Below are 14882 nucleotides of genomic sequence, written 5' to 3'. Positions count from 1 at the left end.
ACGGGCCTCTCGGCGGCCCGGCGGCCGGAGCGCTCACGGGCGACCGCGGAAGCGGCGGCGCTCGCCCGAGGCGGCCTCGGCGGCGGCTTCGGCGGCGGCGTCCGCGAGGCGGACCACGGCGGTGTCCCGGCCGGCCACCACCGGCTTCGGGGAGCGCGCGGCCTTGGCCTTGTACTGGGCGGCGTCCGCGAGGCGGAACAGCCGGCGGGAGGACTTCACCAGCCCGATCGGGTCCCCGGTGGAGGCCACCCCGCAGGCCACGCCCTCGCCCAGGTCCAGCTCGGCGGCCCGGGTGCACAGCTCCTCGGTGACCCGCACCACCTCGTCCGCCGTGGGGCCGACCCCCACCAGGCAGAACTCGTCGCCGCCGAGGCGCGCCACCAGCGCGCCGGGCAGCATGGCCCCGCACAGGCTCAACACCGACCCGAACCGCTCCAGCAGCCGGTCGCCCATGGCGTGGCCCAGGGTGTCGTTGACCTTCTTCAGCCCGTTGAGGTCGCAGACCACCAGGCTGACCACGGCTCCGGTCCGCCGGTGCTCCTCCAGGGCCTCGTCGAGCCGCATGTCGACGGCCCGCCGGTTGGCGAGGCCGGTGAGGGGGTCGGTGAAGGCGAGGCGCCGGGCCTCTTCCAGGCGTTCGTTCTGGGCGAGCCCGGCCGCGACCACGGCGGCCAGGACGGTCGCGAACTCGGCGTCGTCCTCGTCGAAGTCGGGCAGCCCCTCGTCCCGGGCCACGTACAGCTCGCCCCAGGCCCGCCCGCTGAGCACGATCGGCGCGACCACGCAGGTGCCGCGCCCGCGGCGGCGCAGGGCCTCGCCGCGCCGCCCGGGCCGGTCGCCGACCGCGCTCTCGACCCAGGCGTGCGGGCCGCCGCCGCCCACCCAGCGCTCGTGCAGGAACTCGGCAATCTCGGGGAAGTCGTGCACGGGATAGCACTCGTCCGCGGGGAACTCCTCCTCCCCCGGCCGCCGCTCCCCCTCGTTCACGAGCACGCGCAGGCTGCCCCGCTCGCGCTCCCAGGCGGAGATCGCGGCGAAGGAGCCGTCCAGCGCCACCCGCGCTCCCCGTGCGGCCGCCCGCACACTGTCGCGCGGCGCGCACGCCGCGGCCATCGCCTGAGCGAGGCCCACCACGGCTCGCAGCCGCCCGTCAACTCCCATCACCCCAGATTAGGGAGTTTTATCCGATTTAGTGACAACTCGGCGCGAGTTTCGACGCTCGCAAGATCACGAACGCCGGCCGGGGGCACGGCCCGGCTACTCACCGGGCCAGTTCGGCTTCCGCTTCTCGTTGAACGCCGCCACGCCCTCCGCCCGGTCGCCCGAGAAGGCCACCGTCCGCCAGGCCGCGTCCTCGATCTCCAGACCGGCCGCCAGGTCCATCCCGTGCCCCAGCCGCAGCGCGCGCTTGGCCGCCCGCAGGCCCACCGGGGAGTTCGCCGCCATCCGCGACGCCAGCGCGAGCGCCTCGGCCCTGTCCTGCCCGGCCGGGACCAGCGAGTCCACCAGCCCCAGCGACAGCGCCTCGGACGCCTCCACCCGGCGCGCCGTGAAGATCAGCTCGGCCGCCCGCGCGGCGCCCACCCGGCGCGGCAGCAGCTGCGTGCCCCCGCCGCCCGGGATCACCCCCACCGACACCTCGGGCAGCCCGACCACGGCGCTCTCGTCGGCGACGATCACGTCACAGGCGAGGGCCAGCTCGAAGCCGCCGCCCAGGGCGAAGCCGTGCACGGCGGCGATGGTGGGCACCGGAAGCTCCAGCACGCCCCCGTACGCCCCGCGCGTGGTCGGCCGCTGGCGCACCAGCTCGGCGTCCGAGAGCGAGTTCCGCTCCTTGAGGTCCGCGCCCACGCAGAAGGCCCGCTCCGCGGTGGAGGAGAGCACGACCACCCGGACCGACGGGTCCGCCGCGAGCGCGGCGCAGGCCGCGCCGATGGACCGGGCCATCTCCGTGGACACCGCGTTCATCGCCTTGGGGCGGTCCATCGCCAGCTCCGCGACGTGCCCGTCGCCTTCCCGGCGTACCGCGACGAACTCTCCGAAGCGCTGCTCAGACATGCCTGCGACCCTCTCGGTTAACGAGCGTTATCGCCGCACTCTAGTGCGCGGGGCAGCCGTCCGGTCAAGGGCTCCGGGCCCGCCTCGAAGGGCCTGGGCCGCGCCTCAGGAGTGCTCGGGTATGCCTCGGGGGGTGCAGGGGCGTCCCGCAGGGCGCGGGGGGCAGGCCTCGTGGGGTCCGGGCCCCCGGGGCTCCGCCGCGGCCTCAGGCCGGGTGCTTGGGCTTCCTGCGCGTCAGCGACCAGGGCTCCACGACGCCCAGCCCGCGCACCGGCCGCTGCCACATCGGCTGGAGCGCGAAGCGGTAGGCGCCGCCACCCTCCGCCTCGGCCTCCTTCTCGGAGACCGGCGCGGCCCCGGTCCGGCCGAGCTCCTCCGCCATGGCCCCGTCCACCAGCACCGCGTCCTTCGGAGCTATCGACGTCAGCCGGCTCGCCAGGTTCACCGTGGTCCCGAAGACGTCGCCCATCCGGGTCGTCACCGTGCCGAAGGCGATCCCGACCCGCAGCTCGGGCATCTGCGGATCGGCCTCCATGGTCTCGATCAGCCGCAGCGCGATCTCGGCCGCCGTCGCCGCGTCGTCGGCGCAGTACAGCACCTCGTCGCCGAGCGTCTTGATCAGCCGGCCGCCGTGCGCCGCCACCAGGTCCGCCGACGTGGTCTCGAAGGATTCGACGAGCTCGCCGAGCTCCTCCTCCTCCAGCCGCCGCGTCAGCCGGGTGAAGCCCACCAGGTCCGCGAAGCCCACCGCGAGCCGCCGGTCGACCATCTCCTCGTCGTCCGCCACCTGCACGACGCGCCCGGTGGCGGCCGCCAGCTGGCGCCGCCACACGTAGACGAGGAACTCCTCCAGCTCCGGCAGCAGCAGCTCGACCAGCGGGTACGTGACCTCCGTACGGGTCATCCCGGGCTCCGGCGGCTCCGTGAGCCCCTCCAGGAACGAGTCGATCTGCCACTCGGCCAGCCGCGCCGTGGTCTGCCCGGTCGACCGGGCCACCTGCACCGCCATGGGCTCGGACAGCAGCCCGGCCTCCACCAGGCCGGCGAGGCGGCGCAGCGCCAGTACGTCCGCCTCCGTCAGGGCCTTGGCCTGGCCGATGTCCGCGAAGCCCATCGCCCGCCAGAAGCGGGAGGCGAGCTCCATCGAGACGCCGGCGCTGCGGGCGGCCTGGAAGGGCGTGTACCGGCGCTCGGCGCCCAGGATCAGCTGTTCGAGCCGGATGGCGAGGGGGTCCGCTGTGGGCTGGGCCGTGTGGTCCACCTCGTGGTGCGGGGTGTGCTGGTCACGCCCGATGGGGGTGCCCGGACCCGAGGGCCCGGAGGCGGACGCGCTGGACGTAGAGTCGTCGACGGTCAAGGGCCGCCTCCTGTCCATTGCCGTGCGCACTGCCCTGCCGAACCGGTTGATCACCACGAGTACCGGGATCGCCTAAACCATACGGCAGGTGTGCCGTAGCTCACTCCCCCTCCCCGGCTTTGCGCCGGGTCAGTGCACGGACCTCAGGTGCACCACGTCGCCCGCCCCCACCGCCTCGTGCTCGTCGGCGGCGGTACGGATCACCAGGCGGCCGTCGGCGTCGACGGCTTCGGCCGTTCCGGTGAGCGTGCGGCCGCCCGGGAGCTCGGCGCGGACGTGGCGGCCGAGCGTCGCGCAGCCCGCCGCGTAGGTCTCCTGGAGGCCGCTGGACGCGGGGTCGCCGCCGGCCGCGCGCCAGTTCCCGTACCACTGCTCCAGCGACCGCAGCACGGCCCGCAGCAGCGGGTCCCGGTCGGTGACGGTGGCCTTGGCCAGCGCCAGGGAGCCGGCGGCCGGCACCGGCAGCTCGCCCTCGGTCAGGGTGACGTTGAGCCCGATCCCGATGACGACGCCGTCGGCGACCCGCTCGGCGAGGATCCCGCCGGTCTTGCGCTCCTCGCCGTCCACGGTGACCAGCAGGTCGTTGGGCCATTTGAGGCCGGTGTCCACGCCCGCCGCCCGGGAGAGCCCGGTCGCGGTGGCCACCCCGGCCAGCAGGGTCAGCCACCCCCACCGCTCCTGCGGCACGGCTGCGCCCGGCTTGAGCAGGACGGAGAAGAACAGCCCGGACCGGGCGGGCGCGACCCAGCTGCGGTCGAGCCGCCCGCGCCCGGCGGTCTGCTCCTCGGCGACGAGCACGGCCCCCTCGGGCAGCCCCTCCGCCCGGGCGGCGAGATCGGTGTTGGTGGACCCGGTGGCGGCGACGACCTCCAGGGAGGTCCACAGCCCGTCCCCGGTGACGAGGGCCCGCTGGAGCGCTGCGGCGTTGAGGGGCGGCCGGTCCAGATTCGACCAGCGACCCGCTGAAGCACCTGCTGAGGCATCTGATGGCGTCATGCAAGCCACATTAGGTGTGTCAAACGCCGCACTGCCGAGCGCCATGCCCGCCGATACGCTACGCACCAGTAGCCAGCAGTAGTCAATCAATTGACCAGGCAGTTGACACCACGCAGGGAGCCGCGACCCCGATGTCACAACCGTCAGAGCCGATCGACATGCACACCACCGCGGGCAAGATCGCGGATCTGCAGCGCCGCATCGACGAGGCCACCCACGCCGGATCCGCGCGTGCCGTGGAGAAGCAGCACGCCAAGGGCAAGCTGACGGCGCGTGAGCGGGTGGCCCTGCTGCTGGACGAAGGCTCCTTCGTCGAGCTGGACGAGTTCGCCCGGCACCGCTCCACCGCCTTCGGCCTGGAGAAGACCCGTCCGTACGGCGACGGCGTCGTCACCGGCTACGGCACGGTGGACGGCCGCCCGGTCGCCGTGTTCTCGCAGGACTTCACCGTCTTCGGCGGAGCCCTCGGCGAGGTCTACGGCCAGAAGATCATGAAGGTCATGGACTTCGCCCTGAAGACCGGCTGCCCGCTGGTCGGGATCAACGACTCCGGCGGCGCCCGCATCCAGGAGGGCGTGAGCGCCCTGGGCATGTACGGGGAGATCTTCCGCCGCAACGTCCACGCGTCGGGCGTGATCCCGCAGATCAGCCTGATCGTCGGGCCCTGCGCGGGCGGCGCCGTGTACTCGCCCGCCATCACCGACTTCACGGTCATGGTCGACCAGACCTCGCACATGTTCATCACCGGCCCGGACGTCATCAAGACGGTCACCGGCGAGGACGTGGGCTTCGAGGAGCTGGGCGGGGCCCGGACGCACAACAGCACCTCCGGCGTCGCGCACCACATGGCGGGCGACGAGAAGGACGCCATCGAGTACGTGAAGTCGCTCCTCGCGTACCTGCCGTCGAACAACCTCTCCGAGCCGCCCGCCTTCCCCGAGGAGGCGGACACCGAGGTCAGCGACACCGACCGCGAGCTCGACGTGCTGATCCCGGACAGCGCGAACCAGCCGTACGACATGCACACCGTGATCGAGCACGTGCTCGACGACGCGGAGTTCCTGGAGACGCAGTCCCTCTTCGCGCCGAACATCCTGACCGGCTTCGGCCGGGTCGAGGGCCACCCGGTGGGCATCGTCGCCAACCAGCCGATGCAGTTCGCCGGCTGCCTGGACATCAACGCCTCCGAGAAGGCGGCGAGGTTCGTCCGGACGTGCGACGCCTTCAACATCCCGGTGCTGACGTTCGTGGACGTACCGGGCTTCCTGCCGGGCACGGACCAGGAGTACAACGGCATCATCCGGCGCGGCGCGAAGCTGATCTACGCGTACGCGGAGGCCACCGTCCCCCTGATCACCGTCATCACCCGCAAGGCCTTCGGCGGCGCCTACGACGTCATGGGCTCCAAGCACCTCGGCGCGGACCTGAACCTGGCCTGGCCGACCGCGCAGATCGCCGTCATGGGAGCGCAGGGAGCCGTGAACATCCTGCACCGCCGCGCCATCGCGGAGGCGGATGATGTGGAGGAGACCCGGGCGCGGCTCATCGCCGAGTACGAGGACACGCTGCTGAACCCGTACACGGCCGCCGAGCGCGGTTACGTCGATGCGGTGACCATGCCGTCCGAGACCCGGGCGCACGTGGTGAAGGGGCTGAGGCAGCTGCGCACCAAGCGGGAGTCCCTGCCGCCGAAGAAGCACGGCAACATCCCCCTCTAGCCCTCCAGGAGGTCTCTGTGGTGATCAAGGTCGTCAAGGGCAATCCGACCGCGGAGGAGCTGGCCGCCGCACTGGCGGTGGTCCAAGCGCGCGCGGCGGCACTGGCTTCGGTGCCGCCGGGCGCGCCCCGGGTGGCGGACGAGTGGTCGGCGCCGGCCCGGGTGGCGCGCCGCCGGCTGCCGCAGCCGGGGCCGCGCGCGTGGGGCCGTACGTACTGGCCCGGATAGGTCCCCCGAAGCGGAATATGACGCGAACGGACGGTGGCGCCTGAGTACGGGTACTCAGGCGCCCCCTCCGTCCCGGGGACAGGATCGGAGCATGCTCTGGTCCGACCCTGAGAACGAGCCGCCGAAGGACATGCGCGACGCGCAGGCGATGATCCGGCGGATGACGGTGGTGCTCGCCCTCGCCATGCTCGTGGGCGTCTACGTGCTGGGCGTGGGCCACTTCTGATCCGCCTGCCCGGGCTCCCCCGCGGCGCCCCTACGATGGCGGGCATGACTGCCGAACCGCGCCCGCTCGTCCTCGCCTCCGCCTCCCCCGCCCGGCTGAACCTGCTGCGGCAGGCCGGGCTCGCCCCGCACGTGATCGTCAGCGGCTTCGACGAGGACACGCTGGACCACGACGAGCCGGCCCAGCTGGCGCTGGCACTGGCCGAGGCGAAGGCGGGGGTGGTGGCGGCCCTGGAGGAGGCCGCGGGCGCCCTGGTGATCGGCTGCGACTCGGTGCTGGAGCTGGACGGCGAGGCGCTGGGCAAGCCGGCGGACGCGACGGAGGCCGCGGCCCGCTGGAAGGCGATGCGCGGGCGGGCGGGCGTCCTGCGCACCGGGCACTGCGTGATCGACACGGTCAGCGGACGTCAGGTCTCGGCGACGGCCTCCACGACGGTGCGCTTCGGCGAGCCGACGGACGCGGAGGTCGCCGCGTACGTGGCCAGCGGCGAGCCGCTGCACGTGGCCGGCGCGTTCACCCTGGACGGGCTGTCGGCGCCGTTCATCGAGGGCATCGACGGGGACCACGGCAACGTGATCGGGCTGTCGCTGCCGCTGCTGCGCTCACTGCTGGGCGAACTGGGTGTGTCCATCACGGATTTGTGGGCCTGAGCTCCCCGAGCGGCGGCGGGGCGTCCTGCGGGCCCTGCGCGCCCGGGGCGTCCTTCGCGCGCGGGGCGGGGTAGAGCACCAGGGTGAGCACCAGCAGGCACAGGATCAGCGAGGTGGCCACGAAGGCGCCCCAGCCGATCAGGACGACGGCGAGGACGCCCAGCACGCCGTGGGTGACGGCGGCCGCGACGAGCACGGCGCGCGCGAAACCGCCGGGTGCGCGGTCGCGGACGGCCGCCAGGGCGGCGAGCACGGCACACAGCACGAGGAAGGCCCCCATGCCCGCGCCGAGGCCGTAGGTTGCCTTGGACATGACATCCGGATCGCTGCCCGCGATGGACATCGACTGGTTGGCCGTGGTCCGGCCCAGCACGATGTGGACGAACACGAGCACGACCGCTTCCGCCACCAGTACGATCGCGGCCAACCCGGCCACGAGTCTTCGCAGCACGATTCCCCCACCCCCCACGCGTCACAAGCCTGTTCGACGCCAGGAGGCTACTAACGGGTAAACGTGCGGACAAGGGGGGCGGGCCGCTTCGTTACGGGAGCGGCCGCGCACAGCGATCACACGCAGAACGAGTGGGCCGTTCGTAGGGACTCGACAAAGAATCACCCGGGGCCGCTGACCGGCAGGACAGAGACCCGGGCTGTAATACGGGGTTACTGTGCAGTCGGGGATCCCCCTGACCTGGGGCGCCACAAGGGTTCCCCGGTGGAGCGGGCCTCGAATCACACTCTGTGTGGGCAAGCTCACCACCGGGGAAGGGTCGTAAGGCCGTGTGGGCTGTCCCTAAACTCAGCTTGTTTCAAGGAGGGAGCCATCGTGCGCAAGGTGCTCATCGCCAACCGTGGCGAAATCGCTGTCCGCGTTGCTCGGGCCTGCCGGGACGCCGGGATCGCGAGCGTAGCCGTCTACGCCGATCCGGACCGGGACGCTCTGCACGTCCGCGCGGCCGACGAAGCTTTCGCGTTGGGCGGTGACACCCCGGCCGCCAGCTACCTGGACATCTCCAAGGTCCTCCAGGCCGCAGCCGATTCCGGCGCGGACGCCATCCATCCCGGATACGGCTTCCTCTCCGAGAACGCCGAATTCGCGCAGGCCGTGCTCGACGCCGGCCTGACCTGGATCGGTCCGCCGCCGCAGGCCATTCGCGACCTGGGTGACAAGGTCGCCGCCCGGCACATCGCCCAGCGCGCCGGCGCGCCGCTGGTCGCCGGCACCCCGGACCCGGTCTCCGGGTCCGACGAGGTCGTCGCCTTCGCCAAGGAGCACGGCCTGCCCATCGCCATCAAGGCGGCCTTCGGCGGCGGCGGCCGCGGCCTCAAGGTCGCCCGCACCCTCGAAGAGGTGCCGGAGCTCTACGACTCCGCCGTCCGCGAGGCCGTCGCCGCCTTCGGCCGCGGCGAGTGCTTCGTCGAGCGCTACCTCGACAAGCCGCGGCACGTCGAGACCCAGTGCCTAGCCGACAGCCACGGCAACGTGGTCGTCGTATCCACCCGTGACTGCTCCCTGCAGCGCCGCCACCAGAAGCTGGTCGAGGAGGCCCCCGCGCCGTTCCTCACCGAGGCGCAGAACGCGGAGCTGTACGCGGCCTCCAAGGCGATCCTGAAGGAGGCCGGCTACGTCGGCGCCGGCACGGTCGAGTTCCTCGTCTCCGCCGACGGCCTGATCTCCTTCCTGGAGGTCAACACCCGTCTGCAGGTCGAGCACCCGGTGACCGAGGAGGTCTCCGGCATCGACCTGGTCCGGGAGATGTTCCGCATCGCCGACGGCGAGGAGCTGGGCTACGGGGACCCCGTCCTGCGCGGCCACTCCATCGAGTTCCGCATCAACGGCGAGGACCCGGGCCGCGGCTTCCTGCCGGCGCCGGGAACCGTGACGAAGTTCGCCCCGCCCTCGGGTCCGGGCGTCCGCCTCGACGCGGGCGTGGAGTCCGGCTCGGTCATCGGCCCGGCCTGGGACTCCCTCCTCGCCAAGCTGATCGTCACCGGCGCCACCCGTGAGCAGGCGCTCCAGCGCGCCGCCCGCGCCCTCGCCGAGTTCGAGATCGAGGGCATGGCCACCGCCCTCCCGTTCCACCGCGCCGTCGTCACCGACCCGGCCTTCGCCCCCGCCGACGGGAACCCGTTCACCGTCTACACCCGGTGGATCGAGACCGAGTTCGTCAACGAGATCCCGGCGTTCGCGGCCCCGGCCGCGGAGGACACCGAGGACGAGCCGGGCCGCGAGACGGTGGTCGTCGAGGTCGGCGGCAAGCGCCTCGAGGTCTCGCTGCCGTCGTCCCTGGGCATGACCCTGGCCCGCACGGCCGCCGCCGGCGGCGCCAAGCCCAAGCGCCGCGCGGCCAAGAAGTCGGGCCCGGCCGCCTCCGGCGACACCCTGGCCTCCCCGATGCAGGGCACGATCGTCAAGGTCGCGGTCGAGGAGGGCCAGCGGGTCGAGGAGGGCGAGCTGATCGTCGTACTCGAGGCCATGAAGATGGAGCAGCCCCTCAACGCCCACCGCGCGGGCACCATCGTCGGCCTGACCGCCGAGGTCGGCGCGTCCCTCACCTCGGGCGCCCCGATCTGCGAGATCAAGGACTGACGTCCGAGGCCCGCACGACGCAAACGGCCCCCAGGACCCTTTCGGGTCCTGGGGGCCGCGTCATGTGCGGAGCCGGCTACCAGGTGCCCGGCGGCGCCTCCCAGCTCCTCAGGTGGTCGTTGAAGCCACCGTCGGGACGGGCCTTGAACGTGTAGGCCAAGGTCGCGCCGTTGGCGGCGTTGTACATGACCGAGAGGTCGTCGCGGCCGTCCTTGTCCGTGTCACCGGAGACCAAGTTGCCGAGGTTGAACGCGAACCACCCCGCCGGACGGGTCCAGCTCACGAAGTCCTCGTTGATCCCGCCGTCGGGCTTGCCCGTCAGCGTGAACAGGGCCGAGCGGCCAAGGCCGTAGTCGAACATGATGGCGGCGTCGGCACGGCCGTCGCCGTTGTAGTCGCCCGAGGTGAGCTTGCTGGCGCTGTACGACCAGTCACCCGGCTTTCGGTTCCACGACTTCACGGGGTCCGCGAGGCCGCCGTCGGGCTTGCCGAGCAGCGTGTACGCCTCGACGGATCCGTCGCCGTGGCCGTACAGGGCGAGGATGTCGTCACGGCCGTCGCCGTTGAAGTCGCCCGCGACCTGCTTGGACTCGTTCCAGTACCAGTTGCCGTTGCCCGACCGCCAGCTGCCGAAGGAGGGGTTGAACGTGCCGTCCGGCTTGGACAGGAAGGTGTGGGCGCCGGTCGAGCCGCCGTGGTCGTAGAACATGGCCACGTCGTCGCGGCCGTCGCCGTTGAAGTCGCCGGCGACCAGCTTCGCCTTGAACGCGTCCCAGTTGCCCGCGCCGACGTAGGCACTGCGCGGCAAGGACTTGAAGGTCCCGTCCGCCTGGCCGAGGAAGGTGAACAGGCCGTTGGGGCCGTCGCCGTCGCCGTAGTCGTACAACGCGGCCAGGTCGTCGCGGCCGTCGGCGTTGAAGTCACCGGCGACCCACTGCGCGTTGCCGGCGCTGAAGTTGCCGGCGCCGCTGTTGAAGGCGAGGACGGGCGCCAGGAAACCGCCGCCCTCGCTGGCGGGCAGGACGTAGAGCGCGGTGGTGCCGCTGCCGAAGTCGTACACGGTGGCCATGTCGGAGCGGCCGTCGCCGTTGAAGTCACCGGCCAGGTCGTTGCGCAGGTGGGCGGTGCGGTCGCCCGGCTTGTGCTCGACGGTGGCGCCGGTGGTGCGGTTGTGCCGGATGTAGCCGCCCTTGAAGTCCTCGCGGGGGCCGCCGGCGACGTCGTACTCGTCGGACTGCGGGTAGCCCAGGAAGCTCTTCTCGGCGCCGAGGCTCACCCACTTCTGGCGGATGGCACCGCGCACGGACCAGGCCTTCTGGGTCTCGGTCGTCCAGTAGATGGAGGCGGTGTCGTAGGTCTCCTTGCGGTGCCGGAAGTGGTTGTAGCGGCCGATGCCGTCGGAGTGGTTGACCTCGTCGGTGGTCGGGTAGCCGAGCCAGCCGCCGGGGCCGCCGGTCGCGAGGTACTTGCTGTAGATGGTGCCGTGGAGGGACCAGGGGCCGGTCTCGGGCGCCCAGTAGATGGCGCCGCTGCCGCCGGATCCGGTGAAGGTGGAGAACCAGCCGACCTGGTCGAAGGTGAGGTTCTCGTCGGAGGTCGGGTAGCCGAGGAAGCTCTTCTCGGCGCCGAGCGACATCCACTTCTGGCGGATGGCGTTCATGGTCAGCCAGGCACCGGTGCTCGGGTGCCAGTAGATCGAGGCGTTGTCGCTGGCGGCACCGTTCGTGCGCAGGTGCACGAACCGGCCGCCGTCAGCCGTCTCGGTGACGTTGCCCGAGGGCTTGCCGAAGTGCGTGACACCGCCCTTGGCCTTGAACTTGGCCAGGATCGGCCCGCACAGCTTGACCTGGGCGGTGGACGTGGCGGAGTCGACGTACGCGCACTCGCTCCAGGGCGTGCCGCTCACGGCGACCTGGACGGCCGACCCGAAGACGGATCCGTCGAGCGGCTGACGGCCGGGGTACTTGTTGACGACGCCGCTGGCGTTGCGCGACCACAGGTCGGCGAAGCCGTCCTTCTCGAAGTCGCCGAGGCTGTGCAGGTTCGGGAAGGCCGAGCCGGTGAAGCCGGAGGCGATGGCGCTCGTGCGGACGGCGGGGTCGCCGTACACCGTCAGGTCGAGGGCGGCCGGTGACGCGCTGTCGGTGGCCTTGCGGCTGGTGTACTGGTGGATCTTGCCGGTGGTCTTGTCACGGGCCCAGATCTCCGGCAGCGTGTCGCCGTTGAGGTCGCCGGGGGCGATCAGGGTCATGTTCTGCCAGTCGGCGTTGCCGAGGGGGACGGGCGGCAGGTTGCGCGGCAGCAGGCTGGCCCCGCCGGTACCGAAGTACAGCCAGAGGGTGCCGTTCTCCTTCACGAGCATGTCGGGGTGGTCGTCCTCCCCGATCTTCCCGTCCAGGTTGTCGTCGTTGACGCTGCCGATGGCCAGCGCCTGCTGGGCCTGGGCCCAGTGGACGTTGTTGCGTGCCGTCAGCTCGATCCGGTGGGCCTCGGGGTCCTGGAGGGTGCCGTCACCCGCGCCCCGGTAGACGTACAGCTTGTTGTTGGTGGCGTCGTCGTCCGCGGGCCGCAGGACGACAAGGTCCTCGTAGTAGTCCTCGCCGAAGCTCCCCCACTGGCTCAGCGAGACGGCGTTGGCGAAGTTGCCCTTGTCGACCAGCCGGGGCTCGCCGAAGGTGCCGTTGCCCTTGCCCGGCACCATCCACAGGCGGCCCGATCCCGGGTCCACGCTCCAGATGTCGATGATGCCGTCGCCGTTGAGGTCACCGTGCTTGTCGCGCTCGGCCTTGCGCTTGGCGTAGAAGTGGTACGGCTTCACGTCGGAGCGGTTGCCCGCCGCGTCGAGGCTCCGGACGTAGAGGGCGTGCGGACCGGCCGCGTTCGGGGTGTACTTGATCTGTGCCGCGCCGTTGGCCGCCGCGGTGACCGTGCGGACGGTCGGGTCGCCCGCCGTGTACCACTGGTACTGGGTGACGTCGGAGACCCCGCCGTTGCTCAGGGCGAAGGTGCCCTCGGTGCGCGCGTAGGCGGTGTTGACGTCGTCGTTCTCCGGGAACTGGGCCGAGGTGACGCCCGGCAGCGCACTGGGGCGGCTGCGGTCGATGGAGAACACGCACTGGCCGGCCCAGGGGCCCGCGCCGGCCTCGTCGAGACCGCGTACGTCCCACCGGTAGGAGTTGGCGGTGAGCTCGCTGAGCGGGACCCGCAGGAGGGCGACACCGCCGCTGGCCACATCGATCTTGGACGCCTTGAGAGTGCCGTAGTCGTCGGCGTTCCAGTAGTGGAACTCGGCCTTCAGGCCGTTGTCCTCGGCGTCGCTGATACGGGCGCGCAGCTCGACCATGTCGGTCTTGCCGATCACGCCGCCCTGGCAGGCCACTTCCGGCTGCATCGAGCGGTCGGTCGGGGCGTTCGGCAGCGTGTTGTACCGGGTCGAGATGCGGGCGCTGTCCGGGTTCATCTTGCGCCAGGAGACGTCGACCGTGTCGTTGGAGGACTTCAGGCCCATGGTCCAGGCGGGCCAGTTCCAGCGGGCGGCGTCGCCGACCGCGGAGGTCACGTCCAGTTCCAGGAGGGAGCCGTCACTGGTGCAGTTGCGGCCGCCGTAGGACTGGCTGGAGGAGTCGACCATGCGCTTCCAGGCCGGCTGGTTGTTCCAGCTGGTGCTGCCGGTGATGGTCTCGGTGTCCCAGATCTGGATGTCACCGGACTGGCAGTTCCAGGAACCCGCGTGCCTCTGCTGGATGCGGAAGGTGGCGTCGAGGATCTGCTTGCCGGCCAGGTCGCCCATGCCGATCTGGAAGAACGTCTTCGCGCAGACCACCGCATAGCCGTAGTCCCGGTCTTTCGCGCAGCCGACGCGGGCGTCGTTGCTGAGGTTCCCGCCGTTCCAGTACGAGTTGCCCGCCGAGCCGGCGATCCCGTTGTGCTTGTAGGCGAGCGCCCAGGCCGACTTCCAGTCGTCCCGCCACTTGGGGTCGATGACGACCGGGAACTTGGTGTCCGGCGCCGTCAGGAGCTTCCGGTCCGTGGTGAGGGTGAGCTTGTCGCCCTTGAGGTCGACGCCGAGGTCGGCCTCCTTGCTGCGCAGCGAGATGCCGTCGACGGCAGGGACCCGGTCGACGACCGCAGGATCGGGCGTGCCCGCCGCCGGGGCGGCCTGGGCGCCCGCGGAGGGCTTGAGGGCGGACTCGGAGAACGACTTGGCCGCGGCCGCCGGGATGGCGGGCACGGGCTGGTCCGCGCCGGAGTCCCACATCTGCGGCTTGACGGAGGTGAACAGCGGCTGGCCCGCGGGGTCGAGGGCTTTCAGCTCGCCGTTCTGCTCCTTGCGCAGGGTGACACCGTTGCCCTTGAGCCCGAAGTCGAGGGAGGCGAGTGCCGGATTGGCCGCGGCCTCGCGGGTCTTCACGATGAGCTGGTGCGAGAAGCCGGTCGCGTCCGCGGCGACCCGCAGGTCCACGCCCTTGAGAACTTCGGCGTACGTAGCGCTGTTGCCGTCCAGCGTGGGCGCGGGCAGCGGCTTCGGCCAGGTGAGGGTGAGGTCCCGGCCGTCCTTGCGCATGGTGACGAGCGGGGCGTTGCCGCCGCCGGAGAAGGTGAGCTCGCTGCGGGTCGCCTTCGGCGCGACCCGCCCGTCCTTCAACTTCTGCAGGCCCGTGTCCAGGGGGACCAGCTTGCCGCTGCGGTAGACCCTCGTCGGGACCAGCGACTGCTCGGCGGTGAAGGAACCGTCCGGGTTGGCCCAGATCTCCTCGTTCTCCGTGCGCTTCGCGGTGATCTCGACGCGCTTGCCGGTGCGCTTGGCCTCGGCGCCCGCCTTGGCGGTGGCCTCCGCCTCGGTGGGCGCCGCGGCCTTGGGCTTGTCCGCGGCGGGCGCCGCGGCCGCCGGCACCGCGGCCGCGCTGCCGATCAGGGTGGCGACCAGGGCGGTCGCCAGGGTGAGTACCGGTGCCCTGCGGGAGGGCGGGCCGGCGACGCGCGGACGCGTCGGGAAGGGTCTCACTGACTGAGTCCTCGGGGTCGGTTCCGGTGGCCCCTCGCAGGAGCGGCCGGAAAAG

Annotated in this window: 11 protein-coding genes; 5 read left to right on the top strand and 6 right to left on the bottom strand. The window is 71.9% G+C overall.

All coding sequences use genetic code 11. The features are described from left to right. Window positions 1–33: 33 nt before the first annotated feature. The 4 genes from BGK67_RS21945 to BGK67_RS21930 form a co-directional block, all read right to left on the bottom strand. Window positions 34–1161, bottom strand: a complete 1128-nt coding sequence (locus BGK67_RS21945) for a GGDEF domain-containing protein (protein ID WP_069921674.1) — start codon at window positions 1159–1161, stop codon at window positions 34–36. A 96-nt stretch (window positions 1162–1257) separates the two neighbouring features. Then, entirely contained in the window at window positions 1258–2058 is an 801-nt protein-coding gene (locus BGK67_RS21940; protein ID WP_069921673.1) for an enoyl-CoA hydratase/isomerase family protein, read from the bottom strand. 205 nt (window positions 2059–2263) lie between these two features. Then, window positions 2264–3415, bottom strand: coding sequence for an adenylate/guanylate cyclase domain-containing protein (locus tag BGK67_RS21935; protein WP_069921672.1), 1152 nt, complete (start codon window positions 3413–3415; stop codon window positions 2264–2266). Window positions 3416–3544: 129 nt separating this feature from the next. After that, entirely contained in the window at window positions 3545–4411 is an 867-nt protein-coding gene (locus BGK67_RS21930; protein WP_069921671.1) for a biotin--[acetyl-CoA-carboxylase] ligase, read from the bottom strand. A 131-nt stretch (window positions 4412–4542) separates the two neighbouring features. On the opposite strand from BGK67_RS21930, the gene BGK67_RS21925 reads away from it, so the two are divergent. The 4 genes from BGK67_RS21925 to BGK67_RS21915 all read left to right on the top strand — a co-directional run bounded on the left by BGK67_RS21925 (window position 4543) and on the right by BGK67_RS21915 (window position 7232). Next, window positions 4543–6129: an acyl-CoA carboxylase subunit beta gene (locus tag BGK67_RS21925; protein ID WP_069921670.1), complete on the top strand. Its 1587-nt coding sequence runs from the start codon at window positions 4543–4545 to the stop codon at window positions 6127–6129. 17 nt (window positions 6130–6146) lie between these two features. Then, on the top strand, window positions 6147–6356 hold the full coding sequence (locus tag BGK67_RS21920; RefSeq protein WP_069921669.1) for an acyl-CoA carboxylase epsilon subunit: 210 nt from the start codon (window positions 6147–6149) through the stop codon (window positions 6354–6356). Window positions 6357–6447: 91 nt separating this feature from the next. Next, window positions 6448–6582, top strand: a complete 135-nt coding sequence (gene mmpB, locus BGK67_RS40755) for a morphogenic membrane protein MmpB (RefSeq protein WP_279628689.1) — start codon at window positions 6448–6450, stop codon at window positions 6580–6582. A gap of 44 nt (window positions 6583–6626) precedes the next feature. After that, the gene (locus BGK67_RS21915) at window positions 6627–7232 is read left to right on the top strand and encodes a nucleoside triphosphate pyrophosphatase (RefSeq protein WP_069924026.1); all 606 of its coding nucleotides are present in this window, start codon (window positions 6627–6629) and stop codon (window positions 7230–7232) included. On the opposite strand, the gene BGK67_RS21910 is transcribed toward BGK67_RS21915, so the two are convergent. Next, window positions 7213–7683 (bottom strand): hypothetical protein, encoded by a 471-nt coding sequence (locus tag BGK67_RS21910; protein WP_069921668.1) that lies wholly within the window; start codon window positions 7681–7683, stop codon window positions 7213–7215. The two genes, BGK67_RS21915 and BGK67_RS21910, sit on opposite strands and share 20 nt — an antisense overlap. A 375-nt stretch (window positions 7684–8058) precedes the next feature. Here BGK67_RS21910 and BGK67_RS21905 point away from each other — a divergent pair, with 375 nt between their 5' ends. Then, window positions 8059–9822 (top strand): acetyl/propionyl/methylcrotonyl-CoA carboxylase subunit alpha, encoded by a 1764-nt coding sequence (locus BGK67_RS21905; RefSeq protein ID WP_069921667.1) that lies wholly within the window; start codon window positions 8059–8061, stop codon window positions 9820–9822. 76 nt (window positions 9823–9898) lie between these two features. Here BGK67_RS21905 and BGK67_RS21900 read toward each other — a convergent pair whose 3' ends face one another. Next, complete coding sequence (locus BGK67_RS21900; protein WP_069921666.1) at window positions 9899–14827, bottom strand: FG-GAP-like repeat-containing protein; 4929 nt, start codon at window positions 14825–14827, stop codon at window positions 9899–9901. Between the last annotated feature and the right edge of the window lie 55 nt (window positions 14828–14882).

It is taken from the genome of Streptomyces subrutilus, assembly GCF_001746425.1.
In the GTDB taxonomy this organism is placed as follows: Bacteria; Actinomycetota; Actinomycetes; order Streptomycetales; family Streptomycetaceae; genus Streptomyces; species Streptomyces subrutilus_A.
Note: the sequence above shows the minus strand (reverse complement) of the source record. Positions and strands in the feature narration are given on the sequence as shown.

What these genes read in the sequence shown, in the direction of transcription:
- BGK67_RS21945 (WP_069921674.1), bottom strand. Translation starts at nt 1,161, where the DNA reads ATGGGAGTTGACGGGCGGCTGCGAGCCGTGGTGGGCCTCGCTCAGGCG.
- BGK67_RS21940 (WP_069921673.1), bottom strand. Translation starts at nt 2,058, where the DNA reads ATGTCTGAGCAGCGCTTCGGAGAGTTCGTCGCGGTACGCCGGGAAGGC.
- BGK67_RS21930 (WP_069921671.1), bottom strand. Translation starts at nt 4,411, where the DNA reads ATGACGCCATCAGATGCCTCAGCAGGTGCTTCAGCGGGTCGCTGGTCG.
- BGK67_RS21925 (WP_069921670.1), top strand. Translation starts at nt 4,543, where the DNA reads ATGTCACAACCGTCAGAGCCGATCGACATGCACACCACCGCGGGCAAG.
- mmpB (WP_279628689.1), top strand. Translation starts at nt 6,448, where the DNA reads ATGCTCTGGTCCGACCCTGAGAACGAGCCGCCGAAGGACATGCGCGAC.
- BGK67_RS21915 (WP_069924026.1), top strand. Translation starts at nt 6,627, where the DNA reads ATGACTGCCGAACCGCGCCCGCTCGTCCTCGCCTCCGCCTCCCCCGCC.